This window comes from Bacillus altitudinis 41KF2b (assembly GCF_000691145.1).
Lineage (GTDB): Bacteria > Bacillota > Bacilli > Bacillales > Bacillaceae > Bacillus > Bacillus altitudinis.
Genome location: NZ_ASJC01000003.1, coordinates 373,627 through 386,700, shown reverse-complemented (window position 1 = coordinate 386,700; position 13,074 = coordinate 373,627). Strand labels below are relative to the sequence as shown.

At 41.1% G+C, this 13,074-nt stretch carries 14 protein-coding genes and 1 riboswitch; of the genes, 10 read left to right on the top strand and 4 right to left on the bottom strand.

Annotation, left to right across the window (positions count from 1 at the left end):
- The first annotated feature begins 3 nt into the window (after window positions 1-3).
- Window positions 4-798, top strand: a complete 795-nt coding sequence (locus tag BA79_RS08195; RefSeq protein WP_035702120.1) for an alpha/beta hydrolase family protein — start codon at window positions 4-6, stop codon at window positions 796-798.
- Window positions 799-837: 39 nt separating this feature from the next.
- Window positions 838-1,080, top strand: a complete 243-nt coding sequence (locus tag BA79_RS08190; RefSeq protein ID WP_017358362.1) for a DUF2584 domain-containing protein — start codon at window positions 838-840, stop codon at window positions 1,078-1,080.
- A gap of 40 nt (window positions 1,081-1,120) precedes the next feature.
- Here the strand turns inward: BA79_RS08190 and pckA are convergent, their stop codons facing one another.
- Entirely contained in the window at window positions 1,121-2,707 is a 1,587-nt protein-coding gene (gene pckA / locus BA79_RS08185; RefSeq protein ID WP_019743681.1) for a phosphoenolpyruvate carboxykinase (ATP), read from the bottom strand.
- Window positions 2,708-2,934: 227 nt separating this feature from the next.
- A riboswitch (SAM riboswitch) is annotated at window positions 2,935-3,068 on the top strand.
- Between the two features lie 195 nt (window positions 3,069-3,263).
- Here pckA and metK point away from each other — a divergent pair.
- On the top strand, window positions 3,264-4,466 hold the full coding sequence (metK, locus tag BA79_RS08180; RefSeq protein WP_007501907.1) for a methionine adenosyltransferase: 1,203 nt from the start codon (window positions 3,264-3,266) through the stop codon (window positions 4,464-4,466).
- Between the two features lie 148 nt (window positions 4,467-4,614).
- Window positions 4,615-6,513: an asparagine synthase (glutamine-hydrolyzing) gene (gene asnB / locus BA79_RS08175; protein WP_017358361.1), complete on the top strand. Its 1,899-nt coding sequence runs from the start codon at window positions 4,615-4,617 to the stop codon at window positions 6,511-6,513.
- A 141-nt stretch (window positions 6,514-6,654) separates the two neighbouring features.
- Here asnB and BA79_RS08170 read toward each other — a convergent pair whose 3' ends face one another.
- Window positions 6,655-7,170 (bottom strand): gamma carbonic anhydrase, encoded by a 516-nt coding sequence (locus tag BA79_RS08170; protein WP_008342977.1) that lies wholly within the window; start codon window positions 7,168-7,170, stop codon window positions 6,655-6,657.
- A 45-nt stretch (window positions 7,171-7,215) separates the two neighbouring features.
- Between BA79_RS08170 and BA79_RS08165 the strand changes: the two genes are divergently transcribed.
- The 3 genes from BA79_RS08165 to BA79_RS08155 all read left to right on the top strand — a co-directional run bounded on the left by BA79_RS08165 (window position 7,216) and on the right by BA79_RS08155 (window position 10,146).
- A complete protein-coding gene (locus tag BA79_RS08165; protein ID WP_007501904.1) occupies window positions 7,216-7,995 on the top strand; it encodes an alpha/beta hydrolase in 780 nt (259 codons plus the stop codon).
- Window positions 7,996-8,024: 29 nt separating this feature from the next.
- Window positions 8,025-9,104, top strand: coding sequence for a tetraprenyl-beta-curcumene synthase family protein (locus tag BA79_RS08160; protein WP_035702116.1), 1,080 nt, complete (start codon window positions 8,025-8,027; stop codon window positions 9,102-9,104).
- A 265-nt stretch (window positions 9,105-9,369) separates the two neighbouring features.
- Window positions 9,370-10,146, top strand: a complete 777-nt coding sequence (locus tag BA79_RS08155) for a sporulation protein (RefSeq protein ID WP_035702113.1) — start codon at window positions 9,370-9,372, stop codon at window positions 10,144-10,146.
- Window positions 10,147-10,165: 19 nt separating this feature from the next.
- Here BA79_RS08155 and mnmM read toward each other — a convergent pair whose 3' ends face one another.
- The gene (gene mnmM, locus BA79_RS08150) at window positions 10,166-10,744 is read right to left on the bottom strand and encodes a tRNA 5-(aminomethyl)-2-thiouridylate-methyltransferase MnmM (protein ID WP_035702110.1); all 579 of its coding nucleotides are present in this window, start codon (window positions 10,742-10,744) and stop codon (window positions 10,166-10,168) included.
- Complete coding sequence (gene mnmL, locus BA79_RS08145; RefSeq protein ID WP_017358356.1) at window positions 10,741-11,706, bottom strand: tRNA modification radical SAM protein MnmL/YtqA; 966 nt, start codon at window positions 11,704-11,706, stop codon at window positions 10,741-10,743. The genes mnmM and mnmL overlap by 4 nt, the downstream gene beginning before the upstream one ends.
- Before the next feature lie 152 nt (window positions 11,707-11,858).
- Between mnmL and BA79_RS08140 the strand changes: the two genes are divergently transcribed.
- From BA79_RS08140 to BA79_RS08130, 3 genes are all read left to right on the top strand, one after another.
- Complete coding sequence (locus BA79_RS08140) at window positions 11,859-12,134, top strand: YtzC family protein (protein ID WP_008342989.1); 276 nt, start codon at window positions 11,859-11,861, stop codon at window positions 12,132-12,134.
- Between the two features lie 149 nt (window positions 12,135-12,283).
- Window positions 12,284-12,616 (top strand): hypothetical protein, encoded by a 333-nt coding sequence (locus BA79_RS08135; protein WP_035702107.1) that lies wholly within the window; start codon window positions 12,284-12,286, stop codon window positions 12,614-12,616.
- A gap of 267 nt (window positions 12,617-12,883) precedes the next feature.
- Complete coding sequence (locus tag BA79_RS08130; protein ID WP_008342991.1) at window positions 12,884-13,063, top strand: hypothetical protein; 180 nt, start codon at window positions 12,884-12,886, stop codon at window positions 13,061-13,063.
- Window positions 13,064-13,074 lie beyond the last annotated feature (11 nt).

The window sequence follows — 13,074 nt, the reverse complement described above, 5'->3', positions numbered from 1 at the left end:
CAAGTGATTGTGGAAAAGAGAAGGTTCCCGTCGCCACATCCGCATATTCACTTATATACAGTGACATATGAGGCCGATGGACTTCGAATGAAGGGGCTGCTCGCTGAACCGGCCGGAGAAGGTCTCTATGACGGTTTTTTATATTTACGCGGCGGCATTAAAAATGTGGGAATGGTTAGACCTGGCCGAATTGTGCAATTTGCTGCGCAAGGGTTTGTCGTCTTTGCGCCCTTCTACCGAGGGAATCAAGGAGGCGAAGGGAACGAGGATTTTGCCGGAGAAGACCGGAAAGATGCATTTGCTGCATTTCAGCTGTTGAAACATCATCAAAAGGTGAAGCAGGAGCGCATTCATATCTTTGGTTTTTCCCGTGGCGGAATTATGGGCATATGGACCGCTGTTGAAATGAAGCATGAGGCCGCTTCCTTTGTGACATGGGGAGGCGTAAGTGATATGAAGCTCACCTATCAAGAACGTGTGGATATGAGAAGAATGATGAAGCGTGTGATAGGAGGTCCTCCGCATAAGGTACCAGAAGCATATGAGGCTAGAACGCCTTTGAATGATGTGCACCAAATTGAAGCACCTGTCTTAATCATTCATGGGGAGCTGGATGAGAATGTATCCATTGAGCATGCGTATTTATTAGAAGATGCACTGCGTCAGCATGGCAAGTCTGTGGAAACATGGTATTTTCACGGATATCATCATTATTTCCCGCCACAGCATAACCGGGAGATTGTCAGACGGCTGACGACATGGATGCACAGCCGAAAAGGCGGAAATGTGGTAAAATAAACGGTAGAAAGAAATATAGAAAGTAGGGGGATTTTCATTATGGGAATGCCTGTTGAATTTAATACAATGATTGTCACAAAAGGAAAAGAGACAAGAATTGAAGAAAATGTGTTTGAGCTCATGAAGGAAGGGTACCGCATTTATCCATTAAATATTCCGCTTGAGGTGCGTAAAACGAAAGACGGAGAAAAAACAGGAACAGCACATGTTGAAAAGCTGGAGCTCACAGACAATATCACGAAGGTGACGTATCGTCTTGTGTCATTGCATTCAACGAACTAAAAAAGCTGAGGGATTCATTCCCTCAGCTTTTTCCTTTTGATTAGACGAGTGGTCCGCCTTTTGCTTCAATATCACTTGCTGCATGGCTGAATTTTTTGAAGTTCTTTTTAAATTCATTTGCAAGGAAGTGTGCTTTTTCTTTGTAAGCCTCTTGATCGTCCCATGTTTTAGCAGGCTGAAGCACTTCATCTGGCACTCCTGGAATATGAAGCGGGATGTGTAATCCGAAGATGTCGTCAGTGATCATTTCAGCGTTATCAAGATCACCTTCGATCGCTGCCTGCACCATTGCTCTTGTATGAGCAAGATTCATTCGTTTGCCCGTACCGTAGCCGCCGCCAGTCCAGCCTGTATTCACAAGGAATACTTTTGCGCCGTGCTCATCGATTTTTTTACCAAGCATTTCAGCATAGACATGAGCAGGAAGTGGCAAGAATGGTGAACCAAAGCAAGTTGAGAACGTTGTTTCTGGTGACGTTACACCACGCTCAGTTCCAGCTAATTTACTTGTGTAACCACTCAAGAAGTGGTACATCGCCTGTTCTTTCGTTAAACGGCTGATTGGAGGTAAAACGCCGAATGCATCAGCTGTTAAAAAGACGATGGCAGATGGGTGACCTGCAATACTTGGTTTCACGATGTTATCAATCATTTCGATTGGGTAAGCCGCACGTGTATTTTCAGTAAAGAATGTGTCATCATAATCTGCTTCACGTGTTTCTTCATCAAGTACTACATTTTCAAGCACTGATCCGAAGCTGATGGCTTTGTAAATTTGGGGTTCTTTTTCTTCACTTAAGTTCACGCATTTTGCATAGCATCCGCCTTCAATATTGAACACACCTGTGTTAGACCAGCCGTGCTCATCGTCTCCAATCAGCTTGCGGCTTGCACTTGCAGAAAGCGTCGTTTTTCCAGTACCTGAAAGGCCGAAAAATAAAGCAACATCGCCTTCTTGACCGACGTTAGCAGAGCAGTGCATTGATAAAATATCTTGTTCAGGAAGCAGGTAGTTCATAACAGAGAAAATGGATTTTTTCATCTCTCCTGCATATTCTGTTCCACCGATCAGAATCGTCCGTTTTTCAAAAGAAACGATAATAAACGTTTCAGAGTTTGTGCCATCTGTTTCAGGATCTGCTTTAAAGTGAGGTGCAGATAAGATGGTGAAAGGTTTTTCGTTTGATGATGGTGTTGATCCATCAGGTCTGATGAATAGCTGCTTTGCAAAAAGATTGTGCCAAGCGAATTCATTTACAACTGTAATGGGCATACGGTATTTTTCGTCAGCACCGGCAAAACCATCAAAGACAAATAGTTCATCACGTTCTTTTAAGTATGACACAACCTTTGTATATAAACGATCAAATGCCTCTTTCGAGATCGGCTGATTGACTTGACCCCAATCAATTTTATGTTCAGAGTTTTCTTCTTTTACGATGAATTTATCTTTAGGCGAACGTCCAGTGTAGGCACCCGTTGTGGCGCGGACAGCACCAGTTGAAGTTAAAACGCCTTCATTACGTGCCAAAATCTTTTCAACAAGTTTCGGAACAGATAAATTTTGGTGCGTATTTTCTAATGAGAGCAATGACTGCAAATCTTCTTTTAAATCCACTGAGTTCATAAAAAAACCCTTCCTTTACCGTTGAATTTGTTTGTTTTGATTAGTATAACACATTGATAATAATAGTCTATACTATTTAAACATTTTTGTGTGTGTTTTTTCATTTCTGCTATGAAAATATGCTTTTTGGTGATGCTAATGATGAGGTGAAAAAAGAGGGGAGATAATTCCTATGAACCATTGACATGACGCAAGGGTTTAAGATAAGATATCTTATTGAACGGATACTCTTATCCCGAGTTGGTGGAGGGACAGGCCCGATGAAGCCCAGCAACCGGTTTCTTATGAAAAGGCATGAACATGCTGAGAAACCAAGGTGCTAACCTGATGCAAGGTACAAGAACACCTTGAGCGATAAGAGTGAAAGGCATGCGATCTCAGACCCTTTCCTCGCAATGAAGGAAATGGTTTTTTTATTTTTGGGATATCATATGAACAAATTGCCAATAACATCTCTAATATAAACATGTTGAAATATAAGAGGGAACGAGTTCCGTATCATATTGGAGGCCTCATCTTGGGATGATGTGGTCTTGTACAGGAGGAAATAGCCATTATGAGTCAAAATCGTCGTTTATTTACTTCAGAATCAGTGACCGAAGGACATCCAGATAAAATCTGTGATCAAATTTCAGACAGCATTTTGGATGAAATTTTAAAGAAAGATCCAAATGCACGTGTTGCCTGTGAAACTTCTGTAACAACCGGTCTCGTATTAGTAAGCGGTGAGATTACAACGTCTACTTATGTCGACATTCCAAAGACGGTGCGTGACACGATTAAGGAAATTGGCTACACACGTGCGAAATATGGTTTTGATGCGGAAACATGTGCGGTTCTTACATCAATTGATGAACAGTCTGCTGACATTGCGCAAGGTGTAGACAAAGCGCTTGAAGCACGTGAAGGAACAATGACTGAAGAAGAAATTGATGCGATCGGTGCAGGTGACCAAGGTCTTATGTTTGGTTTTGCAAACAACGAAACTGAAGAGCTTATGCCACTGCCGATTTCTCTTGCACATAAATTATCTCGCCGTTTAACAGAAGTACGCAAGAATGAAACACTTGCATACCTTCGTCCAGACGGAAAAACTCAAGTAACAGTTGAATATGATGAACAAAACAAACCAGTTCGTATTGATACGGTGGTTATTTCTACACAGCATGCACCAGAAGTGACGCTTGAACAAATTCAAAGCGACTTAAAAGAGCATGTCATCCGCCCTGTCGTTCCAAGTGAACTGATCGATGAAGAAACAAAATACTTCATCAACCCAACAGGCCGCTTTGTTATCGGTGGACCTCAAGGGGATGCTGGTTTAACTGGACGTAAAATCATCGTTGACACTTATGGCGGGTATGCTCGTCACGGTGGCGGTGCTTTCTCTGGTAAGGATGCAACGAAGGTTGACCGTTCTGCAGCATATGCGGCTCGCTATGTAGCGAAAAACATCGTAGCAGCTGGTCTTGCAGATTCATGTGAAGTACAGCTTGCTTATGCAATTGGTGTTGCACAGCCTGTCTCCATTTCAATTGATACATTTGGAACAGGAAAAGCCTCTGAAGAGAAATTAATTGAAGTGGTACGTGCAAACTTTGATCTTCGTCCAGCCGGCATTATTAAAATGCTTGACTTACGTCGTCCGATCTATAAACAAACCGCTGCATACGGACACTTTGGCCGTCATGACTTGGATCTTCCATGGGAAAAAACGGATAAAGCCGACACGCTTCGCAAGGAAGCATTAGGACAATAACAACATACAAAACCGCTTATTTTAAGCGGTTTTCCTTTTGATTAAAAAAAATTCTACAAAAAGCGTAAAAATGTGAAACAAAATTGGACAAAATACTGTCTAATTATAGGTCTACTTTTAAGAAATAACATAACGTGGAGGCAATAATATGTGTGGGTTTGTTGGTGTATTTAATCACCGTCCATTGTCCGAAACTACTGAGCAGGAAGAGTTAATTAAGCAAATGAATCGTCTCATCGTTCATCGAGGTCCGGATGATGAGGGGTACTTTCATGATGAGCATGTAGGATTTGGATTTAGACGTTTAAGTATTATAGATGTTGAACACGGAAAGCAGCCGCTTTCTTATGAAGATGAAAAATATTGGATTATTTTCAACGGAGAAATTTATAACTATGTGGAGCTGAAAGAAGAGCTTGTGAAAAAAGGCTATACGTTCAGCACAGATTCTGATACGGAAGTCCTTCTTGCCACATATCGCCACTATAAAGAAGAAGCGGCATCGAAGCTTCGCGGCATGTTTGCCTTTTTAATTTGGGATAAAGAAGCGCAGTTATTATATGGCGCAAGAGATCCTTTCGGCATTAAACCGCTCTATTTTACACAAATAGATGACCAAGTGTACTTTGCTTCTGAACGCAAAAGCTTAATGGCTGTGAATGAGAACATTTTATTTGATGAGACTGCTTTGCAGCAATACATGTCTTTTCAGTTCGTTCCTGAGCCAAATACACTTGATCAAAAAGTGCACAAAGTCGAGCCAGGTCATCAGTTTACACTGCGTCCAGGCCAAGACATTGCATTTAAGACTTACTGGAAAGTTCAATTCAAACCTGAACAAACACAAGAGCAGAAATTAGTAGAAGAAGTACGTGATGCTATCTATGATTCTGTAAAAGTCCACATGAGAAGTGATGTGCCTGTTGGTTCATTCCTATCAGGCGGGATCGATTCTTCTTTCATCGTGTCGGTCGCAAAGGAATTTCACCCTGAACTGAAGACATTCTCTGTTGGTTTCCAGCAGGATGGATTCAGTGAAGTGGATGTAGCAAAAGAAACAGCTGATAAGCTGGGATTGCAAAACTTTAGTGCTGTGATTTCTCCTGAGGAATATATGAATGAGCTTCCGAAGATCGTCTGGCATTTAGATGATCCTTTGGCTGATCCAGCGGCGATTCCATTGTATTTCGTAGCAAAAGAAGCGAAAAAACAAGTCACAGTTGTTCTTTCAGGTGAGGGAGCAGACGAGCTATTCGGTGGATATAATATTTACCGTGAGCCGCTATCTCTAAAGCCTTTTGAATCTGTACCATCCATGCTGAAAAAGCTTCTTCTTCGTCTGGCTCGTTTAATGCCAGAAGGAATGAAAGGGAAAAGCTTTATCGTTCGCGGCTGTACGCCATTAGAGGAACGTTATATCGGCAATGCGAAAATCTTTGAAGAGCCAGTGAAGAAAAACCTCTTAAAGCAGTATGATCCGAACATCACGTATCGTGACGTGACAAAAACATACTTCGAGGAAAGTGCAGGCTATAGTGATATTAACAAAATGCAATATGTTGATATTCATACGTGGATGCGCGGGGATATCCTGCTGAAAGCAGATAAGATGACAATGGCGAATTCTCTTGAGCTTCGTGTTCCATTCCTTGATAAGGTCGTATTTGAAGCAGCTTCTAAAATTCCAGAAGAGCTGAAAACGAAAGACGGCACAACGAAATATTTATTGCGTAAAGCAGCAGAAGGCATTGTGCCGGACCATGTGTTAAACCGTAAAAAACTAGGTTTCCCTGTGCCAATTCGTCATTGGCTGAAAAATGAGATGAACGCTTGGGCGAAAGATATCATTAAAAACAGTCAGACAGATGAATACATTAACAAGGCATATGTTCTTGATTTATTAAATGATCATTGTGCTGGAAAAGCAGATCATAGCCGTAAGATTTGGACTGTCCTGATCTTTATGATCTGGCATAGCATCTATGTAGAGCGCAGCATTGATCCAGAGCAGTTGAATCACCAGCCGAAAGAAGTTATTTTTAGCTAATGAAAAAGGTTTTCAGCTTTGTGCTGAAAACCTTTTTTGTCATGATAGAAAGTAGTGGAAAAGGGTAAAATAACAAGCGGTACACAGTTATTGCTTAATATCCTGAAAAAAACATGATAAAGTGAAGATACATGTATGATGTTAACGCGATAAAAGGGAACGATAGTATTGTCCTTTTTCTACATATTCTCTGCGGATACGATCCATGTCTTGGATATCTTCATCTGTTAACTGGCGAACGACTTTGGCTGGACGGCCAAAAGCGAGTGAGCCTTTTGGGATGACTTTTCCTTGCGGGACAAGGCTACCTGCACCAATAAAGGCTCCTTCGCCAATTTCCGCACCATCGAGAATGATGGATCCCATGCCAATGAGTGCATTTTTTCGAATGATAGAGCTATGTAATGTGACTTGGTGTCCAATGGTAGCACCATCTTCAATAAGAAGTGTTTTTCCAGGACTTTGATGCAGGCAGGATAAGTCTTGAATGTTGACGTTTTTTCCAATTCTGACAGGAGCTACATCGCCTCTAATGACCGTTTGGAACCAAACGCTTGAATATTCTCCTATTGTGACATCACCTGTAATGGTGGCGTTTTCTGCAACAAAGACCGATTCATGAATCTCAGGTGTAAACTGATGATATGGATAAATCACTTTTTCGACTTCCTTTCTTAATACAACATTTGTGAGGTGTTTACTTTGTGGACTTGGCATGCTGAAAGACCGGTTGGTACAATTGTCATTGTACATGGTGCTAGTGAATATCATGGCCGATATAAATGGCTGATCGAAATGTGGCGAAATGCAGGCTATCACGTCGTCATGGGTGACCTGCCTGGGCAAGGGACATCGACACGTGCGAGAGGCCACATTCGTTCTTTTCAAGAATACATTGATACAGTGGATGAATGGATTGAACATGCGAAGTCGTTCAGACTTCCGACATTTTTACTTGGACATAGTATGGGGGGACTGATTTCGATTGAATGGTTCAAGCAGTATACCCATACGAAGATTGATGGCCTTATTTTATCATCACCTTGTTTAGGTCTGCAATTTAAACCGAAGAAGCTGATGGATTTTGCGTCAAAAGGGCTAAATGTGCTGGCACCGTCTTTTAAAGTCGAATCTGGGCTGTCGATTGAACTTGCCACGCGGAATCAAGATGTGATAGAGGCAGATTCGAATGATTCGCTTTATGTGACGAAGGTGTCGGTTCGCTGGTATCGAGAACTGGTCAAAAATATTGATGCGGCGATGCAGCCTACGAATGTTTTTCGGTCGATTCCACTCCTGCTCATGCAGGCAGGCGATGACAAGATTGTAGATAAAACAAGAGTGATGAAATGGTTCAATGGCATTGAATCAACCAATAAATCATACCGTGAATGGGAAGGGCTTTATCATGAAATTTTTAATGAGCCCGAGCGAGAAGAAGTGTTTAAGGCGGCAAGAGCCTTTACTGATCAATATATTTGATTGTGAGTTTAAGTTGGGGGTGGATTGATTTGTCAGTACCAGAACGTCCTTTTGCACTGATGACGAAGGTGTATAAAGATATTTTTCCGCTAGTTCATCAGGAGCTAAAAAAGTGGCGGGCGCATGCAGAAATGATTGAAAATGAAGAACTGAGAACGCAGGCACTAGCGAGCATATCCAGTAAAACCTTTCACTGTGAAGGCGGGGGAATTTTATCTCTGCTTGCAGGTGAAGCGAAGGAAACGTGTATTGAATTCATTGTGGCGTACCAAACGATTAGCGATTACTTAGATAATTTGTGTGACCGCAGTTCATCACTTGATCCAAAGGATTTTCATATGCTGCATCAGGCAATGAGAGATGCACTCGATATTCATGCGGAGCTTAAGCCGTATTATCAATTCCGTGATGATCAAGAGGATCATGGTTACCTGCATGCGCTAGTCAGGACGTGCCAAGATGTGCTGTCACGTCTAGCGCATTATCCGATCGTTCAGCCCTATTTACATACGCTGTGTGATTATTATAGTGATTTACAAGTACATAAGCATGTGGTTCCTCATGAGCGTGAACCTCGATTAGAGTCATGGTTCCGCCAGTATGAAAAGGATTTACCGAAGATGGAGTGGTATGAGTTTTCCGCATGTGCAGGATCAACGCTGGGTATTTTCTGTCTTGTGGCTTATGCACTGCAGCCTGATTTTACAGAGAAGCAGGCGAAGCAAATTTACGAAAGCTATTTCCCTTATATCCAAGGTCTGCATATCTTACTGGACTATTTAATCGACCAAGAAGAGGACAGGCTGGAAGGCGATTTGAATTTTTGCTCGTACTACAACTCTCATCATGAGATGATGGATAGACTACAGCATTTTATTGAAAAAGCGGATGAACAGCTGAAAGGCATTCCACACGAGAATTTTCACAAACTAATCAATAGAGGGTTACTTGCGGTCTATTTGTCTGATGAAAAAGTGACAGCCCAAAAAGAGATGAACAAGCTGGCAAAGCGGTTGATCAAATCAAGCGGGAAAACATCGTTCTTTTTCTATATCAATGGCAGAGCCTATCGCACCTATCAGAAAATGCCTTGGATGAAATCTTCATAAAGGATAAAGTAAGCTCATCAGCTTGTAGAAAACAAAATGGTTTTCTACAAGCTTTTTTGTTTTGAACGGTTTTGCTTGGGCGATGTACCCTTTTTAAGGCGAACCATGATCAGACGTATCCTCTTTTTTCATTACAATCCTCTTATTTGCTGCCGATAATATTCTTAGTGTACGAAAAATAGGAGAAAAGTATGGATTGAATGAATCGTATCTACTCCTTATGACGTATATTTGTTGAAAAACTTAAAAAAGGGGAAGGTCGAATATGTCATTTTTTAAAAAGTTTGCAGCAAGTGTAGGAATCGGTGCAGCAAAAGTGGATACAATTTTGGAGAAAGATGCGTATGAACCGGGAGAAGAAGTAAAGGGAACAGTCCATGTGAAGGGCGGAAAAGTGCCTCAAGATATCCGCTATATTGATTTAAAGTTGAAAACATGGTACACCATTGTAAAAGATGATGAAGAGCAACGAAAACACACAACCATCCATTCTGTCCGAGTGACTGAATCATTCACGATTCAGCCTGGGGAAGCTCAGCAGTTTACATTCTCGTTTCACCTTCCTCTTGATACACCAATGACTGTAGGTAAAGTAGAGGTTGCTGTTGTGACAGACCTTGATATTCAAGGTGGTATTGATAAATTTGATCATGACCGCATTTTTGTAAACGCACACCCTTGGGTGAATCGTGTGCTTGAAGCTGTTGGAAACTTAGGCTTTCACCTTCATGAAGCAGACTGCGAAGAAGCACCTTATTTTAGGCGCCGCCTTCCCTTTGTTCAAGAATTTGAGTTCATACCGACTTCCGACTATTATCGTCAAATGCTTGATGAGTTAGAGGTGATTTTCTTCATTGATGAAGAGGGGTTAGATATCATTTTTGAAGTCGACCGTAGAGCAAGAGGGCTGCGTGGCTGGCTGGAAGAAATGTATAATGACGGAGAACAGCTTGTACGTGTCCGCTTTACTCAATCAGAGCTTGCAGATGTAGAAGAGCTGGAAGTAGTACTTGAAGAAATCATTGACCAATACGCTTATTAAATAAAAAAACTCAAATCCATTAAGAGGATTTGAGTTTTTTTTCGATGGCTACCACGAAGGGCGGATCGTTTTGAATATTCATGTATTGATAAGAGATCACCTGTACTTCTTCGTGATGGAGTGTTTTGCAATAATCAAGAAGGATGTCCTTCTCTTTTTTTCCTTCGGGATGACCGTGGTAAATCACAAGAACGATCAGACCTCCAGGCTTAAGCCAATCCATGAGCTGTTTGATCGCTTCAATGGTCGTATGGGCCTGAGTCGTGACGGTTTTATCGCCTCCTGGTAAGTACCCAAGATTGAACACTGCACCAGATATGTGACCATAAGCTTCGGCTGGCAGATGCTCAGCAAGTTGTTCATGTCCGTCATGGATCAGGTGAACGTAAGGGTAGTGCTCACCAAGTCTTTTGCTTGTTTGCTCAATGGCTTCCTTCTGTACATCGAATGCGAAAACTTGTCCATCCTTCCCGACAAGGTCAGCTAAATAGCGTGTATCATGGCCATTTCCCATCGTTGCATCAATGACAATATCGCCTTTTTGACAAGTACGTTCTAACAGCTCTTTACTAAAAGGGAGCATCCGTTTTAAAATCATTTTGCCGCTTCTTCCAATCTGACGAAGCGTTTGCCTTGGTAGCTGTTACGTCTTTCAAGCTCAGCATTAATGGCATTGAGCACTTCCCATTTATTCACACTCCACATTGGACCTACCATTAATTCAATGGGACCATCGCCTGTAATACGATGAATAATCATTTCTGGGGGCAGGATCTCCAGCTGATCACAGACAAGCTGGACATATTCCTCTTGGCTGAGAAATTCTAGTTTGCCTTTCTCATATTGCTTCACCATCGGTGTTCCTTTTAACAGGTGAAGTAGATGAATTTTAATTCCTTGCACATCTAAATCAGCGACAGCTTTTGCTGTTTCCATCATCATATCTCGGTTTTCAAGAGGAAGACCGTTGATGATATGTGAACAGACTCGAATGCCATGTTTTCGCAGTTTTTCTACACCTTCTACGTAGCATTCATAATCATGAGCACGGTTGATGAGCATCGCTGTCCGCTCATGTACAGTTTGTAGACCAAGTTCAACCCATAGATACGTCCGCTCATTTAACTCAGCTAAATATTCCACGACGTCATCTGGCAGACAATCAGGTCTTGTGGCAATCGATAAACCAACCACTCCATCCAGATTCATAACGGTTTCGTATTTTTCTTTTAAAACAGGCAGCGGCGCATGTGTATTTGTGTAAGCTTGGAAATACGCCATGTATTTTCCGTCTTTCCATTTTGTATGCATCCGGTCCTTGATTTCATTAAATTGAGTGATGAGATCATCCGCACGGTTCCCTGCAAAATCACCAGATCCTGCTGCGCTGCAAAATGTGCAACCTCCATGTGCGACAGTACCATCACGGTTTGGACAATCAAAGCCACCGTCTAATGCGACTTTAAATACTTTATGACCAAAGTGCTCACGCAAATGATAATTCCATGTGTGATAACGTTTTTCGCTGTTTGAATATAAAAAAGGGTTATGCTGATCCAAGTCAGTAACCTCCTTGCATAATAATAGGCATCCTTAAAGTTTAACAAAAATCACGAAAGAGGACAATTGAATCTGTCCAACATTTTCTTTAGTGAAAAAGCTTTACGTGGGCAAAATAGGCGAGAGCAATGATGAAATGGAGGAATGGCAAGATGGCAACAAGAAAATCAATCGATGAATTTGTCCAAAAAAGCACTGAGACTCTTGAGTTTGCAAGCGAACAGTTTGATTTGAGCTCTCGCCAAGAACATTATAACGTAGAAGAATTTTCAAAAGCGCAGCTCATGCTTGAGGATGCGGTGAATGAATTAGAAAAGTTAAAAGATGTCGCCAATGATCAGCAAAGAGAACGTTTAGACAGAACGCGTGTACAAATTCAAAGTCTTCAAAACCAAATGATTTTGGGTATTTCATACGATAACGAATGATGAACAGATCCTTCTTTTAAGGGTCTGTTTTATTTTTTGGCTGTTTTCGCAAAGATTGTTGTTTTTGGATATATATTTGTCATAGGTTTTTATTCTGTTAAAGTATGTTATATATAGAAATTGCAAATATCTTCAAGGGGGTAGAAGAAATGTGGGAGACTCTTCCTAATTGGTTTTGGGCATTATATTATTTGTTTTTCTTAACAACATTAGGAACCGCAATATTCAGTGTCGTGAAAAATAAACATAGGGGATTGTCCATTCTAACCATTGTATTTACTGTTACAATTCCGATGATTAGCCTGATAAATAGCATTGGTAGAGTAGAAGGAATGAATGAATTTGAACACTTATTTAGTCAATTGCGACAGGGGGCAGTTTGGTCTATCTTTACAGTTATAGGCTATATATTTTTATTAGTATGGTGGGTGCTAATCCTGTTCAAAAGCAAGTCCAAAAACAAAGTAATAGTATCTAATTAAAACATTGTAGAGACCTCAATATTCGGGGTCTTTTATTTATGCACTTTTCAGGCGATTATGAAAGTGATGAACGTGTTGAACACCCTAAACCAGAAGCAAACCTGACTTCACGAATGCTTTTGAGTAGTTTCGTAAATTTTATCTGGTTCGTCTGCCTATTTTTTTCTAGAGTCCCTTGACTTTTCAATCAAGTGTCTATATTGTATTAAGTGTACTACATCAACTAATACACTATAGACACTTAAACGTGAAGAAAGGTGTTTAACCATGAAAAAAGAAAAAAAACCAATCAATTTAAAGTGGATGGTGCTGGCTGTTGCGTTAGCATGTACATTTTTTTTCGTTCTCGTTTTCATTGGTTTTGAAGTTCAAAAAGATTTTATTCCAAATTCGGTCCCTTTAATGCAAGGACATGATCAAGCGATAGGACTGCAAAAGCATGAATGAGAAAAGAGGGA

Excerpts from the sequence above, each read along its gene's own strand:
- asnB (WP_017358361.1), top strand. The coding sequence starts at position 4,615 with ATGTGTGGGTTTGTTGGTGTATTTAATCACCGTCCATTGTCCGAAACT.
- BA79_RS08155 (WP_035702113.1), top strand. The coding sequence starts at position 9,370 with ATGTCATTTTTTAAAAAGTTTGCAGCAAGTGTAGGAATCGGTGCAGCA.
- metK (WP_007501907.1), top strand. The coding sequence starts at position 3,264 with ATGAGTCAAAATCGTCGTTTATTTACTTCAGAATCAGTGACCGAAGGA.
- mnmM (WP_035702110.1), bottom strand. The coding sequence starts at position 10,744 with ATGATTTTAAAACGGATGCTCCCTTTTAGTAAAGAGCTGTTAGAACGT.
- BA79_RS08140 (WP_008342989.1), top strand. The coding sequence starts at position 11,859 with ATGGCAACAAGAAAATCAATCGATGAATTTGTCCAAAAAAGCACTGAG.
- BA79_RS08130 (WP_008342991.1), top strand. The coding sequence starts at position 12,884 with ATGAAAAAAGAAAAAAAACCAATCAATTTAAAGTGGATGGTGCTGGCT.
- BA79_RS08135 (WP_035702107.1), top strand. The coding sequence starts at position 12,284 with ATGTGGGAGACTCTTCCTAATTGGTTTTGGGCATTATATTATTTGTTT.
- BA79_RS08190 (WP_017358362.1), top strand. The coding sequence starts at position 838 with ATGGGAATGCCTGTTGAATTTAATACAATGATTGTCACAAAAGGAAAA.
- pckA (WP_019743681.1), bottom strand. The coding sequence starts at position 2,707 with ATGAACTCAGTGGATTTAAAAGAAGATTTGCAGTCATTGCTCTCATTA.